The sequence below is a fragment of the Vogesella sp. XCS3 genome, assembly GCF_020616155.1.
Taxonomy (GTDB): Bacteria; Pseudomonadota; Gammaproteobacteria; order Burkholderiales; family Chromobacteriaceae; genus Vogesella.
Genome location: NZ_CP085530.1, coordinates 2846039 through 2860275, shown reverse-complemented (window position 1 = coordinate 2860275; position 14237 = coordinate 2846039). Strand labels below are relative to the sequence as shown.

The window sequence follows — 14237 nt, the reverse complement described above, 5'->3', positions numbered from 1 at the left end:
TGCCATGCGGCAGGCTTTATCTTAGCCAGACACCCGTTTTACACGCCCAGTGCTGCCGCCAGTGTGCTGCGGCGGGCGGCCAGGCTGGCCGGCAGCGCGTCGGCCAGTTTGGCAAACCACTCGTCGTGGGCGGCCAGCTCGTGGCGCCAGGCGGCTTCGTCCAGCACCATCAGCTGCTGGAAGTGCTGCTCGGTAAAGCCGTCCAGGCCAGTCCAGTTCAGGTGCGCGTAAGCCGGCACCTTGCCCAGCGGGCTATCTTCGGCCTGGGCAGTGCCCTGCACGCGGCCAACTATCCATTCCAGCACGCGCATATTGTCGCCAAAGCCTGGCCAGATGAACTTGCCGTCGGCGTCGGTGCGGAACCAGTTCACGCAGAAGATGCGCGGCAGTTTGCTGACTTTGCCCGCCATATCCAGCCAGTGCTGGAAGTAGTCGCCCATGTGGTAGCCGCAGAACGGCAGCATGGCAAACGGGTCGCGGCGGGTAACGCCCTGCGCGCCAAACGCGGCAGCGGTGGTTTCCGAGCCCATAGTGGCGGCCATGTACACGCCGTCTTCCCAGCTGGCGGCTTCAAACACCAGCGGCACGGTGGACGAGCGGCGACCACCAAAGATGAAGGCCGAGATCGGCACGCCGGCCGGGTCGTTCCAGGCCGGGTCCAGCGACGGGCACTTGGCGGCTGGTACGGTAAAGCGCGCGTTCGGGTGCGCGGCCTTGCGGCCGGTTTCCTTGGCGATTTCCGGCGTCCAGTCCTTGCCCTGCCAGTCGGTCAGGTGCGCCGGGATGTCCTTGCTCATGCCTTCCCACCACACGTCGCCGTCGTCGGTCAGCGCCACGTTGGTAAAGATCACGCCTTCGTTCAGCATCGCCATAGCGTTGGGGTTGGACTTCACCGAGGTACCCGGTGCCACGCCGAAATAGCCGTTTTCCGGGTTGATGGCGTACAGCTGGCCATCCGCCGCCGGCTTGATCCAGGCAATGTCGTCGCCCACGGTGGTGACTTTCCAGCCGTCGTAGGTTTTCGGCGGAATCAGCATGGCGAAGTTGGTCTTGCCACAGGCGCTAGGGAAGGCGGCGGCCACGTAGCGCTTGTCGCCTTGCGGGCTTTCCACGCCCAGGATCAGCATGTGTTCGGCCAGCCAGCCCTGGTCGCGGCCCATGGTGGAGGCAATGCGCAGCGCGAAGCACTTCTTGCCCAGCAGCGCGTTGCCGCCGTAGCCGGAGCCGTACGACCAGATTTCGCGGGTTTCCGGGTAATGCACGATGTACTTGGTGTCCGGGTTGCACGGCCACGGCTTGTCGGCCTCGCCTGCGGCCAACGGTGCGCCCACCGAGTGCACGCAGGGCACGAACGGGCCGTCTTCACCCAGCACTTCGTACACGTTACGGCCCATGCGGGTCATGATGCGCATCGAGGCCACCACGTACGGCGAGTCGGTCAGCTCGATGCCCACATGCGCAATCGGCGAGCCCAGCGGGCCCATGCTGAACGGAATCACGTACAGGGTGCGGCCGGCCATGCAGCCGTCGAACAGGCCGTGCAGCGTGCTGCGCATCTGGGCCGGGTCCATCCAGTTATTGTTAGGGCCGGCGTCTTCGCGGCGGGCGCTGCACACAAAGGTGCGGTCTTCCACGCGGGCCACATCGGACGGGTCGGAGAAGGCGGCGTAGGAGTTGGGGCGTTTTTCCGGGTTCAGCGCGGTAAGGGTGCCGGCGGCCACCATCTTGGCCAGCAGCTGCTGGTTTTCCGCTTCGGAGCCGTCTACCCAGTGGATGGCAGCCGGTTTGGTGAGGGCGGCCACTTCGGCTACCCAGTCGATCAGTTTCTGGTGGCGAACAAAGCTCGGGGCTTGCAGGGTCATGTCTACCTCGTCATGAGTTGGGCAGAGCAGCCGACAAAACCCGCCCCCTTCCCGAAGGCCGGGCGGGTCTGGTAGGCCGCCCTGAGGGGGCTGCGGCATTATCGCGCAGCTGTAGTCAACTAGGTACAACCCTGTCTGCTTTAACTCAACTGCCATCAAAATTTGATATTGATATCCGCCTTTTTGTTGCGTAAAAAGCGCAAACAGCTGGCTGATCGGCGGCAAGGCGTAGTGTAAAAACTACTTTATTGCGCCCGCCCCGCCACTAGAAAAAGCCCCCTTCCGCAGAAGGGGGCTTTTGTCAGCCTGCGGCCAACCTTAGCCGGCAGCCAGCGCGGCTTCTTCTTCCGGGTCGATCTCCTCACCGAGGAAACCGCCGCTCTGGTGCGCCCACAGCCGGGCGTACAAGCCGCCCTTGGCCAGCAGTTGCTCGTGGCTGCCCTCTTCCACCACCCGGCCCTTGTCCAGCACGATCAGCCGGTCCATGGCGGCGATGGTGGACAAGCGGTGCGCGATGGCCACCACGGTTTTGCCTTCCATCAGCCGGTACAGGCTGCTCTGGATGGCCGCTTCTACCTCAGAATCCAGCGCGCTGGTGGCTTCGTCCAGCAGCAGGATGGGCGCGTCCTTCAGCATCACGCGGGCGATGGCCACGCGCTGGCGCTGGCCGCCGGATAGCTTCACGCCGCGCTCGCCCACGTGGGCGTCGTAGCCGGTACGGCCCTTGGGGTCGGTCAGCTGCAGGATGAACTCGTGCGCCTCGGCCTTTTGCGCGGCGGCGATCATTTCCTCGTCGCTGGCCTGCATACGGCCGTAACACAGGTTGTCGCGCACCGAGCGGTGCAGCAGCGAGGTGTCCTGCGTCACCATGCCCACCTGCGCGCGCAGGCTGTCCTGCGTGACCTGGCGGATGTCCTGGCCGTCGATCAGGATGCGGCCGCTTTCCAGCTCGTAAAAGCGCAGCAGCAGGTTGACGATGGTGGACTTGCCGGCGCCGCTGCGGCCAACCAGGCCGATTTTCTCGCCGGGGCGGATGGTGAGGTTGAGGCCATCGATCACCACTTTTTCGCCGCCGTAGCTGAAGCGCACGTTGTCGAAACGCAGCTCGCCGCGGCCAACCTGTAGCGGCCGGGCGTCCGGCGCGTCGTGGATGGCAATCGGGCGCGACAGCGTGGTAATGCCGTCCTGCACCGTGCCGATGTTCTCGAACAGGCTGGACATCTCCCACATGATCCAGTGCGACACACCGTTCAGGCGCAGCGCCATGGCCGTAGCCGCCGCCACTGCGCCCACGCCCACCTCGCCGCGGCTCCACAGCCACAGCGTGGCGCCGGCGGTGCTGGCAATCAGGCCCATGCTGAGAATGTGGTTAACAATCTCGAAACCGCTGACCAAGCGCATCTGGCGGTAGGCGGTCTGCATGAACTCCTGCATCGCGCCCTTGGCAAAACGCGCCTCGTGGTTACCCTGCGAGAACAGTTTGACGGTGGCGATATTGGTGTAGGCGTCGGTAATGCGGCCGGTCATCAGGCTGCGCGCGTCGGCCTGCTGGCTGGCGGCACGGCCGAGGCGTGGCACAAAGAAGCGCAGCGTAACCGCGTACAGCGCCAGCCACGCCAGGAAGGGCCACAGCAACACCGCGTCGAAGCTGCCCACCACCGCCACCATGGTGATGAAGTAGATCACCACAAACACCATGATGTCGGTAATGATCAGCACCGTGTCGCGCACTGCCAGTGCGGTCTGCATCACCTTGGCCGACACGCGGCCGGCAAACTCGTCCTGGTAAAAGGCCATGCTCTGGTTCAGCAGGTGGCGGTGAAAATGCCAGCGCAAACGCATAGGGAAATTACCGAACAGGCCCTGGTACTTGGCCATGGCCTGCAGCGCAATCAGCAGCGGGCTGGCCAGCAGGATGGCGGCCAAGAGCAGCAGGTTGTCGCGCTCCTTGTCCCATAGCTGCGCTGGTGGCACGTGGCTGAGCCAGTCCACAATCGAGCCCAGCATGGAAAACAGCAGCGCCTCGAACGCACCGATGGTGGCCGTCAGCAGCGCCATGCCCAGAATCAGGCCGCGCATGCCGGCGGTGGCCGACCAGACAAACGGGAAAAACCCTTTCGGGGGTTGTGGCGGGGGGGTATCCGGGTAGGCATCTACCCGGCGTTCAAACCAGGAAAACAACATAAAGATCGCTCCTTGCCGTAGCGGGATCGCCGCCGCGGTTCAGGTTGGTATAAAGGCCATGGGCCCACGTGGCGCCGCACCCGGCAATGGCTGCCGCTGCGCTGGCGCACTTAAAGAACAAGACGCCCTGCCAATACTGGCCGGGCGGTACACCATGGCATGAAAATGCCATACAAGAAACTGCCCGTCGTGACAGGCCGACAGCATTCTACCGTTGACCGGCAGCACTGGCGAACGGCTATGCTGTACACACTGTTCACGCTGTCATTTTATTGCCATGACCACCACCCACCTGTCGCTTGCCGACGCCCGCGCGTTGCACCTGGCCGCCCAGGGCCTGCTCACCCCGCCACGGCGCAAAGCCAGCCGCGACGATGTACTGGCCGCCATCCGCCGCATGGCACTGCTGCAGATCGACACCATCAGCGTAGTGGCGCGCAGCCCCTACCTGGTGCTGTACAGCCGCCTGGGGCACTACGACCCGGCCTGGCTGGACAGCCTGCTGGCCGACGGCGCGCTGTTCGAGTACTGGGCGCACGAGGCCTGCTTTGTACCGGTAGAAGACTACCGCCTGCTGCGCCACCGCATGCTGGACCCGGCGGCCATGGGCTGGAAGTACTCGGTCAGCTGGATGGACAAACACCGCGCCGACATCGACCAGCTGCTGGCGCACATCCGCCAGCACGGCCCGGTACGCTCGCGCGACTTTGCGCGCCAGGGCGGCAAGGGCAATGGCTGGTGGGACTGGAAGCCGGAAAAACGCCACCTGGAAGTGCTGTTCACCAGCGGCCAACTGATGGTGCGCCAGCGCGAGAACTTCCAGCGCGTGTACGACCTGGCCGAGCGCGTGCTGCCGCATTGGGACGACGCGCAGCACCTGCCCACGCCAGCCAGCGCCCGCCACGACATGATCCGCGCCAGCTGCCGTGCGCTGGGCCTGGTGCAAGCCGGCTGGGTGGGCGACTACTTCCGTCTGCGCGGCAAGGTCAGCGCCGCCGAGCTGGCGCCGCTGGTCGACAGCGGCGAACTGCTGCCGGTACAGGTAGCAGGTCTGAAAGGCGACAGCTACGTGCACCACAGCCTGCAAGACACATTAAGGTTGGCCGCAGACGGCCAGCTGAAAGCCAGCGCCTGCACCGTGCTGTCGCCGTTCGACCCGGTGGTGTGGCACCGCGCGCGCGCCAGCCAGCTGTTCGGCTTTGACTACCGCATCGAGTGCTATACCCCGGCGCCCAAGCGCCAGTACGGCTACTTTGTGCTGCCGCTGTTGGTACGCGGCCAACTGGTGGGGCGGCTGGACGCCAAGGCGCACCGCGCGCAGGGCGTGTTCGAGGTGAAAGCGCTGTACCTGGAGCCCGGCATCAAGCCGGGCAAGCGCCTGCAGCAGGACATCCTGAAAGCGCTACAGCAGTGCGCCGACTGGCACTGCACGCCGCAATTGCGCTTTGGCCGCGTGCCGGACGGCTGGCAGGCCTGAGCGCAGGCCACACCCTGGCGACATGACAGTTTGATTGCTGCTTTGTTTTGACTTTATAATAATAATGATTATCAATAACAAAACAATCACAACAAATCATGCGCATGCGACACACTCTGCCAACACTACTGGCCATACAAGCCATTTTCATACCGGCAAACGCTGAAGAAATCACACTACCAACCGTCACCGTCACCGCAGTGCGGCCAATTGCACCAGGAAAGACCAGCATCACACCGGATGAAATCGACAGCCAGCAAGCGATCAGCGTACCGCACCTGCTGGATAACCTGCCCGGCGTGGACCTGAACGGCAATTCGCGCCCAGGTGGGCAGTCGCTGAACATCTGGGGTTTTGGCGATACCGAAGACGTGCGGGTACAGCTGGATGGCGCCAACAAGGGCTTCGAGAAATACCGGCAGGGCTCGCTGTTCATCGAGCCGGAACTGATCAAACAGGTCAGCGTGGACAAGGGTGCGCACTCGGTGCGCTACGGCAATGGCGGCTTTGGCGGTACCATCCGCGTCGAGAGCAAGGACGCACGCGACCTGCTGCGCCCCGGAGAACACATCGGCGGCCTGCTGAAATTCGGCCGCCACAACAACGACGGCCAGCACGTGGGCAGCGCCACAGTGTTTGCCCGCGGCCAACAAGCACTCCCTGTCGAGCTGCTAGCCTCGCTGACCCGCCGCGATGGCAACAACCAGCGCCGCGCCGACGGCACCGCCTACCCGTTTTCCGCCACCAACAGCGAATCCACACTGCTGAAACTGGCGCTGCCGCTGGGCGAAAGCCGCTTGACGCTGTCGATGATAGACAGCAACAGCGCCGAATGGTCGCCGTTTGCCGCCAAGCGCGACGACATCCCGGCGCCGACGCAGGCCGACATCAAGCGCTACGGCCTGGAAGAAGCCTGGCGCCGCAAGGTGCTATGGCGCGAGCAGCGCGACGAAACGCGGGTGGCACAATGGCAGTACGCGCCGGCCGAACTGCCGTGGCTAGCGCTGAACCTGCGCTATAGCCGCTCGGCCAGCCGGCAGGATGACCGCCGCCCCGATAGCGTCAGCAGCGACTTTGCCGCCAGCCTGGGTCACCAGAGCCACACCGCCTACCGCGACGAGCAGTTCGAGTTGAGCAATACCGCCCAGCTGGGCAGCGACACGCTGCCGCAGCAACTGGCCATCGGCGTGCAAAGCCACCGTCAGCGCCGCGACACGCTGATGTACCTGCGCAACCGCAGTAGCGACGCCAGCTACAACTACGGCTGGATGCAGCCCTACTACATGCCGTCCGGCTTCCAGGACACGCTGGGCGGCTACGCCGAATACCAGCTGCAGTACGGCCCGCTCAGCGTCACCCCCGGCCTGCGCTACGACAAGGTAGACAACGAAGGCGTGCCCAACCTGGCACCGCGCTACAACGACCCGCAGGCCGGCCACGATTACCGCGCAGTCAGCTACAGCGGCTGGAGCAAGCACCTGGCCCTGAGCCTGCAAGCACTACGCAACCTCAACCTGTTTGCCGACGCAGGCCACACCTGGCGTGCCCCGGTCATCGACGAGCAGTACGAAGTGCAAAGCACCGCCAGCAGCGCGCCCAAGAGCAGCCGCGGGCTACGCAAAGAACGGCTGACCGCCCTGCGTGGCGGCCTGAAACTGGAAGAACAAGGCCTGTTCAGCCGCGACGACAGCCTGGTCGGCACCGTTACCGCCTACCGCAACATCGTGCACGACAATATCCACAAGCGCTTTGGCGTCATGTACGAACCCGGCACCCCCAACCCCGGCAAGCAATCGTTCTACCGCAACCTGCCCGGCTACCGTACCGAAGGGCTGGAGCTGGAGCTGCATTACGACAGCCGCAGCCTGTTTGCCAGCGCCGCGCTGAGCTGGATGCGCGGCCAGCACACCGGCTCGGTGCGCAACCCGTGGGGCCAGAACCAGCCAGTCAGTGACGTCAGCCCGCGCAAAGCGGTGCTGACCGTCGGCGGCAAGCTACCGGCGCTGGGGCTGGCCATCGGCTGGCAGGGCAAGTTCGTGCGCAAGCAGGACCGCGAGCCGAACGACCAGGTCGCCAGCTATGCCCTGCCCACCGCGCTGGGTTACAGCGTGCACAGCGTGTTTGCGCGCTGGCAGGGGCAAGGTGCCTTGAAAGACAACTTTGCCGACATCAGCATCGACAACGTGTTCAACCGCAGCTACCAGCCTTATATGAGCGAGGCCGTATACGCGCCGGGGCGCAACCTCAAGCTCAGCGTGGGACACCGCTTCTAGCCGCAGCGCCCACCCGACAACACCCGCCCGGCCTTGCGCCGGGCTTTTTTATGGCCAGGGCAGTGGCGTTATGCCGGGCAGCGCCTGGCGGCCAACCTGCAGCACCGGGCAGTTCACCACCAGGTCCAGCGGCTGCAGCCGGATATCGCCGGCATCCTCCGCCGCCAGCACCTCGTCCACCGAACGCAGCTCGCGCACGGTACGGCCGGGCTGCCAGTGCACCATGATCACGTCCCACAGCGGCGAGTAGGCGCGGTCACGGTTGGCCGCACCCAAAGGCTGCGGAATGGACGGCAGCACGCTGGGCTGGGCGGCAAACTTGTAGATGCGGTCCAGCACCGAGCGCGGGTTGGGCTCGTGGCGGCTTAGCGGCAAGGCGTTGGCGAGCCGTGGCACCAGGTTGGCCGCATTGTCGATGGCGGCGTCGGCGCGCGAGGCGTCGGTAGTGAGGTACCACACCGGCTGGCCGTCAAACCAACCCTGGCGCACCGGTACCGCCAGCGTGGTTTGCGCTGCTGCAGCCAAGGTCGTGGCCGCCATGGTCAGCGCCAGCAAAATCTTTTTCATGGTGACGTCCTCACAGACAGCGCCAGCTTGCGTTGCTGACGCAGGGTATGGATGGCAACCAGGATAATCGCGCCCCAGATCGGGCCATAGGTCAGCAAACCGTCGGCGCCCAGCGGTTCGCCCAGAAAGGCGATGGCCAGCACGAACAGCAGCGCCGGCTCCACATAACCCAGCAGCCCCCACAGCCCCATCGGCAGCAGGTGGCTGGCGGCGATATTGCACAGCAGCGCGATGGAGCTGAGGATGCCCAGCCCCGGCAGCAGCCACCAGAAACGCGCTTCGTCCAGCACGCCCCAGCCGGCCGGCCCCAGCCACAACAGCATGGCCAGCGCCACCGGGAACATCAGCGCCATTTCCAGCGCAAAGCCGCACACCGGGTCCAGCCCGCTCTTGCGACGCAACACAAAATACGGCGGGTAGCCCAGCACCACCAGCAGCGTGGGCCAGGCAATGGCACGCGTCAGCCATAGCTCGTGCAGCACGCCCAGCAGCGCCAAGCCGACGGCGATAGCCTGCAGCCGGTACAGCCGCTCGCCGTACAACAGCCGCCCCACCAGCACCATCACCAGCGGCGCCAGAAAGTAGCCCATCGACACCGCCATCACCTGGCCGTGCAGCGGTGCCCACAGGAACAGCCACAGCTGCACCCCCATCAGCGCGGCCATACCGGCCACCGCCCCCAGCAGCGCCGGTTGCCGCCACATGCGCTGCCAGCTATCGGCAAACGCCTGGCGCTTGCCAGTGAGCAGCACGATCAGCAACACACCGGGCAGTGTGCACAGGATGCGCCAGGCAAAAATGCCCAGACCATCCAGCGGCCGCAACTGGGTAACGTAAGCCGGCAACAGCGAAAACAGCAGCGAGGCGCTGATCGACAGCGCAATGCCGCGCCCGGACGGCGCCTGAGGGGTGGTCATATCGAATCCCGAGTGAATACCCGGTGATAGTGCCGCAAATGGCGGCTGGCGGCCAGCTAGCCAGTGCTAGCACCACCCCACGGCACACCATGTCGCCACCGGCACCCACCCGCTACAAAAACCCCGCCACGTGCGATAACATGGCGCCAAAACCACATCACACGCACACAATGACCACTATTTATCACGCCCATGTTTATTTTCTGCCAGAACAAACCACACAAGCAGCCACCCTGCACGCCACGCTGGCGCCGCGCCTGCCGGCCGGCTGCTGGCTAGGGCGGCTGATCGAGCGCGAAGTAGGCCCGCACACGCGGCCGATGTTCGAGATCGACTTTGCCGAGACGCTGCTACCGGCCGTTACCGCCCTGCTGGAACAATACCGCGACGGCCTGCCGGTGCTGCTGCACCCGGAGCTGGACAACGAAGTGATTGGCCACACCACGGCGGCGCGCTGGCTGGGCGAGCCGCTGCCGCTGAAGCTGCATACCTTGCGCGGCGCCTAACTGGCGCTGGCGTCGGGGCGACCCGGCGCGCTGTCGGGCGCTACCGGTACGGCGGCGGCAACATGGCGCAGCTGCTCGCGCTGCGCCTGTTTGATCAGGTCCAGGTCGGACAGCACTTCCCAGGTCAGGTGGTCCATGCGCTTGTGCAGGCTGTCGATCGCCGCCTCGGCCTTCAGGTTCACCTCGAAGTCGCGGATCATCGTCATGCGGTCGCGCGCGGCCTGGCGGTTCTGCGACATCATGATGATGGGCGCCTGGATGGCGGCCAGCATCGACAGCATCAGGTTCAGGAAGATATACGGATAGGGGTCGAACGCCTTGGTGCCCAGCAGTTCGCTGTTGATGAACGCCCAGCCAAACAGGAAGCTGCCGAAAATCATGATGAAGGTCCACGAGCCGCCGAACTCGGCCACGCGGTCGGCCAGCCGCTCGCCCAGCGTGGGGCCGTGGTCGGGCAGCGCCTGCTCCGGCCGCACCGACTGCAGCTTGCGCGAGATGCGCATCAAGGCTTGTAATTCGCGGTTGGCCAGCCCGCCCACGCCGGTATGCAGCAGGTGTTCTGCCAGGTATTGGATGTCCTTGCCGTGATCGCTCATCGCCGCGCCCTCCGCTGTGTAAGCAACGATTATCCACAGCATGGCCAGCTGCCGACAGGCGCCAAATGTCACGCTGTGTAACGCGCCGTAGCCCCACCTTGTAGCCATGAAAAAAGCCGGCCCGCACACGCGGACCGGCTTGGTCTTGCCCTGCGGCCAACCTTAGCCGCTGTTGCGCAGGCCGGCGGAGATGCCGTTGATGGTGAGGTGGATGGCGTACAGCGCGGCCTCGTCGTCCGGCTCCTGGCGCAGGCGCTGCAGCAGTTTTACCTGCAGCAGGTTCAGCGCGTCCAGGTAGGGCAGGCGGGTATCCAGGCTGCGTGCCAGCGTGGGGTTGCCCTGCAGCAGCTTGTCCTGGCCGGTGATGGCAAAGAACGCCGCCAGCGTCTTGTCGAACTCGGCCTGCAGGCCGCCAAACAGGCGGTCGGCCAGCGCATCGTCGCCCACCAGCGCGGCGTAGCGGCGGGCGATCTGCAGGTCGGCCTTGGCCAGTACCTGCTCCATATTGGACAGCATCACCTGGAAGAACGGCGACTGGCGGTACAGCGCTTGCAGCTGCGCCAGGCCGGCGTCGTTACCGTGCGCGGCCAGGAACGCTTTCACCGCGCTACCGAAACCGTACCAGCCCGGCAGCATCACCCTCGATTGCGACCACGAGAACACCCACGGAATGGCGCGCAGGTCCTTGATGCTGGCCAGCGCCTTGCGCGAGGCCGGGCGGCTGCCGATGTTGAGTTTGGCGATGGCGCTGATCGGCGTGGCTTCCATGAAGTACTGCATGAAGCCGTCCGATTCCACTAGCGCGCGGTAGGTGCGGTAGGCGTGGCCGGACAGCTCGGCCAGCACGCTTTCGTCGGTATCCTGCTGGCTACCCTGGCTCAGCGTGGCCTCCAGCGTGGCCGCTACCAGCGCCTCCAGGTTGCGGGTGGCGTTGTCCGGGTCGGCAAACTTGGCGGTAATGATCTCGCCCTGCTCGGTAATGCGGATGCGGCCAACCACGGTACCGGCCGGCTGCGCCATGATGGCCTCGTACGACGGGCCACCGCCGCGGCCAACCGAACCGCCACGGCCGTGGAACAGGCGCATCTTGATACCGGCGGCGTCGAACACGCGCACCAGGCGCTGCTCGGCCTGGTACAGCTCCCACTGGCTGGTGAGATAGCCGCCGTCCTTGTTGCTGTCGGAGTAGCCCAGCATCACTTCCTGCACGCTGCCGCGGCTCTTCAGCAGCTGCTGGTACCACGGCAGCGCAAACAGCTGCTGCATGATGGCGGCCGAGGCGTCCAGGTCGGCAATGGTTTCAAACAGCGGCACCAGGTTCAGGCTGATGGCCGGCACGCCGCCATCCAGCCGCAGCAGGCCGCTTTCCTTGGCCAGCAGCGCCAGCGCCAGGATGTCGGACACGCTGGCGCAGTTGGAAATAATGCACTGGGCGATGGCGCCCTGGCCGAACTGCTGCTGCACCAGCGCCGCTTCGCGGAAGATGGCCAGCTCTTTTTCGCTGTCGGCGCTATAGTTGAGGAAGGGCGAGTACAGCAGGCGCGGCGTGGCCAGCTCGCGCAGCAGTACGCGCACGCGGGCGGCTTCATCCAGCGCGGCGTAGTGTTCCAGATTGGCGTGGGCAAACAGCTCGCCTACGACACCAGCGTGCTTTTCGGCGTGCTGGCGCAGGTCCAGCGGCATCAGATAGAAGCCGAACACGTCCACCGCGCGCGCCAGCTTGCCCAGCCGGCCGTACACCAGCAAGGCGCTGCCGTTGGCGGCCAGCGAGTCGCGCAGCGCAGCCAGGTCGGCCTGCAGCGCGTCGGTATCGGGGTAGGCGTCGCCGGCGGTCCAGCGGCCGCGCAGCGGCAGGCCCAGGTTGGCCGCAGTAGCCGACAGGCGGCCTTCGATGGTGGCCAGCGCCAGCCGGTACGGCTCTTCGCGGCGGCTGATGGCGCTATCGGGCGAGGCGGCGGCCAACGCGGCCACAGCAGGTGACACCCGGATGTGGCGCGACGACAGCGACAGCTCGCGGTACAGGCCGGCCAGCTCGTAGAAGTAGTGCTTGAACGCCACCTCGGCCTGGCGGGTAATGGCGTGGCGCAGCACGCCGGCGTCCACATTGGGGTTGCCGTCGCGGTCGCCGCCGATCCAGCTGCCCACGCGCAGGAAGGACGGTATCGCCGCGTCCTGGCCCCACAGCTCGCGCATCTGGCGGCCCAGGCGCTCGTACAGCGCGGGAATGGCCTGGAAGAACGACAGCGGGTGGTAGGCCACGCCGTTTTCGATCTCGTCGGCCACCGTCATCTTGAACGGGCGGATCTCGGTGGTTTGCCACAGCGTGTGGATGACGCGCTGCAGCTTGGCCTCGACTTCGGCTTCTTCTTCCGGGGTGATGTCGGAAGACGACAGCTGCTGCAAGAACTTGCGCACGGCGCGGTGGCCGTCCAGCACGCTCTGGCGCTGTACTTCGGTAGGGTGGGCGGTCAGCACGGCGCTGACGCTGGCGTCCTGCAGCGCGGCGTTCAGGCTGGCAAAGTCCACGCCGCTTTCGTGCAGGCAGGCCAGCGCACGCGACAAGCTGCCGCGTTGCGGCGCGCTGCCAGCGCGCTGGTGGGCACGGCGGCGGCGGGCGTGGTGCAAGTCTTCGGCAATATTGAACAGCTGCGAATACAAACCACAGGCGCGCACCAGCGCGGTGGTGGTGGCGGGCGACAGGCGCTCTACCAGCGCGTCGGCCTCGGCGTCGTGGCGCTGCGCGCCGCCCGGGATGGCACGGATCTCGTCCACCACTTCGGCGCCTTCCTGCTCCAGCAGCAGCGCTTCCAGCAGGCGGTTCAGCCGTGCCAGGTCTTCGCGTAGCGGTAAATCCTTGTCCTGATCGTTCATACTCTATTTCCCTGATATTTTATTGTGACAAACATTGCGAAGATGGCCGGCATGGACACCGCCCTGATCCTCATTCCCGATTTCCTGCTTATCCTGTTCGGCTTCGCCCTGCGGCGCAGCGGCTGGCTGGCGCCTGCGTTCTGGGCGGAGGCCGAGAAATTCGTTTACTTCGTGCTGTTCCCGCCGCTGCTGTTCCGCGCGCTGGCGCGGGCGCAGCTGGACCTGGCTGCCAGCCTGCCGATGTTGGCCGCAGGCCTGCTGTTTACCGCCAGCGCCTTTGTGCTGGGCAGCACGGCCAAGCCGCTGTTCCGGCTGCCGCAGGCCAGCTTTGCCGCCGGCAACCAGGGCGCGTACCGCTTCAACACCTACGTCGGCTTTGCCGTGATGGGCTCGCTGGCCGGCGAGCCCGGCATTGCCACCATCGCGCTGCTGTGCGGCAGCATGGTGCCGGTGGTCAACGTGATGGCGGTGGGCCAGCTGGCGCACGGCAGCGAACGCGGCATGCTGTACGAGCTGCTGCGCAACCCCATTATCTGGGGCATCAGCAGCGGGCTGGCGGCCAACCTGGCCGGCCTGCACGTCCCGGCGCCGCTGTTTGCCGCCATCGACCACCTGGCGGCCGCCGCGCTGCCACTGGGGCTGATTACCGTGGGCGCCGGGCTGCGCTTTGCCGCACTGCGCCGCCATAGCAGCCCGCTACTGTACTGGAACGCCATCAAGCTGCTGTTGCTACCTGCCATCGCCGTACTGGCCACCGGGCTCTTGGGCGTTAGCGGCCTGTACCGCCAGGCGGCGCTGGTGATGAGCATGCTGCCCACCGCCACCTCGGCCTATATCCTGGCCGTACGCATGCAGGGCGATGGCGAGCTGGCGGCGGCGGTGGTCACCTCCTCGACACTGGCTGCCATGCTCACCATGCCGCTGATGCTGGCCTTACTGCTGTAATCCTGCCGCAAAAGCGGCGTAGCGTGTAGTTAAACTACA

At 65.6% G+C, this 14237-nt stretch carries 10 protein-coding genes; 4 read left to right on the top strand and 6 right to left on the bottom strand.

Annotated elements, in window-relative coordinates:
* Window positions 1-38 precede the first annotated feature (38 nt).
* Window positions 39-1862 (bottom strand): phosphoenolpyruvate carboxykinase (GTP), encoded by a 1824-nt coding sequence (locus LCH97_RS13685; RefSeq protein ID WP_227302176.1) that lies wholly within the window; start codon window positions 1860-1862, stop codon window positions 39-41.
* Between the two features lie 318 nt (window positions 1863-2180).
* Window positions 2181-4046: an ABC transporter ATP-binding protein gene (locus LCH97_RS13680; RefSeq protein ID WP_227302175.1), complete on the bottom strand. Its 1866-nt coding sequence runs from the start codon at window positions 4044-4046 to the stop codon at window positions 2181-2183.
* 277 nt (window positions 4047-4323) lie between these two features.
* Between LCH97_RS13680 and LCH97_RS13675 the strand changes: the two genes are divergently transcribed.
* Both LCH97_RS13675 and LCH97_RS13670 read left to right on the top strand, forming a co-directional pair.
* Window positions 4324-5523 carry a winged helix-turn-helix domain-containing protein gene (locus LCH97_RS13675; RefSeq protein ID WP_227302174.1) on the top strand — a complete coding sequence of 400 codons (1200 nt, stop codon included), beginning with the start codon at window positions 4324-4326 and terminating at the stop codon, window positions 5521-5523.
* Between the two features lie 98 nt (window positions 5524-5621).
* Window positions 5622-7796 carry a TonB-dependent receptor domain-containing protein gene (locus LCH97_RS13670; RefSeq protein ID WP_227302173.1) on the top strand — a complete coding sequence of 725 codons (2175 nt, stop codon included), beginning with the start codon at window positions 5622-5624 and terminating at the stop codon, window positions 7794-7796.
* 48 nt (window positions 7797-7844) lie between these two features.
* Here LCH97_RS13670 and LCH97_RS13665 read toward each other — a convergent pair whose 3' ends face one another.
* Window positions 7845-8363 (bottom strand): hypothetical protein, encoded by a 519-nt coding sequence (locus tag LCH97_RS13665; RefSeq protein ID WP_227302172.1) that lies wholly within the window; start codon window positions 8361-8363, stop codon window positions 7845-7847.
* On the bottom strand, window positions 8360-9280 hold the full coding sequence (rarD, locus tag LCH97_RS13660; protein WP_227302171.1) for an EamA family transporter RarD: 921 nt from the start codon (window positions 9278-9280) through the stop codon (window positions 8360-8362). The genes LCH97_RS13665 and rarD overlap by 4 nt, the downstream gene beginning before the upstream one ends.
* Before the next feature lie 170 nt (window positions 9281-9450).
* Between rarD and LCH97_RS13655 the strand changes: the two genes are divergently transcribed.
* Window positions 9451-9786, top strand: coding sequence for a DOPA 4,5-dioxygenase family protein (locus tag LCH97_RS13655; RefSeq protein WP_227302170.1), 336 nt, complete (start codon window positions 9451-9453; stop codon window positions 9784-9786).
* On the opposite strand, the gene LCH97_RS13650 is transcribed toward LCH97_RS13655, so the two are convergent.
* Both LCH97_RS13650 and ppc read right to left on the bottom strand, forming a co-directional pair.
* Entirely contained in the window at window positions 9783-10382 is a 600-nt protein-coding gene (locus LCH97_RS13650; protein WP_227302169.1) for a DUF1003 domain-containing protein, read from the bottom strand. The two genes, LCH97_RS13655 and LCH97_RS13650, sit on opposite strands and share 4 nt — an antisense overlap.
* A 162-nt stretch (window positions 10383-10544) precedes the next feature.
* Window positions 10545-13253 (bottom strand): phosphoenolpyruvate carboxylase, encoded by a 2709-nt coding sequence (gene ppc, locus LCH97_RS13645; RefSeq protein ID WP_227302168.1) that lies wholly within the window; start codon window positions 13251-13253, stop codon window positions 10545-10547.
* Between the two features lie 51 nt (window positions 13254-13304).
* Here ppc and LCH97_RS13640 point away from each other — a divergent pair, with 51 nt between their 5' ends.
* Window positions 13305-14198, top strand: coding sequence for an AEC family transporter (locus tag LCH97_RS13640; RefSeq protein ID WP_227302167.1), 894 nt, complete (start codon window positions 13305-13307; stop codon window positions 14196-14198).
* The last annotated feature ends 39 nt before the right edge of the window (window positions 14199-14237 follow it).

What these genes read in the sequence shown, in the direction of transcription:
- LCH97_RS13685 (WP_227302176.1), bottom strand. Translation starts at nt 1,862, where the DNA reads ATGACCCTGCAAGCCCCGAGCTTTGTTCGCCACCAGAAACTGATCGAC.
- LCH97_RS13680 (WP_227302175.1), bottom strand. Translation starts at nt 4,046, where the DNA reads ATGTTGTTTTCCTGGTTTGAACGCCGGGTAGATGCCTACCCGGATACC.
- LCH97_RS13675 (WP_227302174.1), top strand. Translation starts at nt 4,324, where the DNA reads ATGACCACCACCCACCTGTCGCTTGCCGACGCCCGCGCGTTGCACCTG.
- LCH97_RS13670 (WP_227302173.1), top strand. Translation starts at nt 5,622, where the DNA reads ATGCGCATGCGACACACTCTGCCAACACTACTGGCCATACAAGCCATT.
- LCH97_RS13665 (WP_227302172.1), bottom strand. Translation starts at nt 8,363, where the DNA reads ATGAAAAAGATTTTGCTGGCGCTGACCATGGCGGCCACGACCTTGGCT.
- rarD (WP_227302171.1), bottom strand. Translation starts at nt 9,280, where the DNA reads ATGACCACCCCTCAGGCGCCGTCCGGGCGCGGCATTGCGCTGTCGATC.
- LCH97_RS13655 (WP_227302170.1), top strand. Translation starts at nt 9,451, where the DNA reads ATGACCACTATTTATCACGCCCATGTTTATTTTCTGCCAGAACAAACC.
- LCH97_RS13650 (WP_227302169.1), bottom strand. Translation starts at nt 10,382, where the DNA reads ATGAGCGATCACGGCAAGGACATCCAATACCTGGCAGAACACCTGCTG.
- ppc (WP_227302168.1), bottom strand. Translation starts at nt 13,253, where the DNA reads ATGAACGATCAGGACAAGGATTTACCGCTACGCGAAGACCTGGCACGG.
- LCH97_RS13640 (WP_227302167.1), top strand. Translation starts at nt 13,305, where the DNA reads ATGGACACCGCCCTGATCCTCATTCCCGATTTCCTGCTTATCCTGTTC.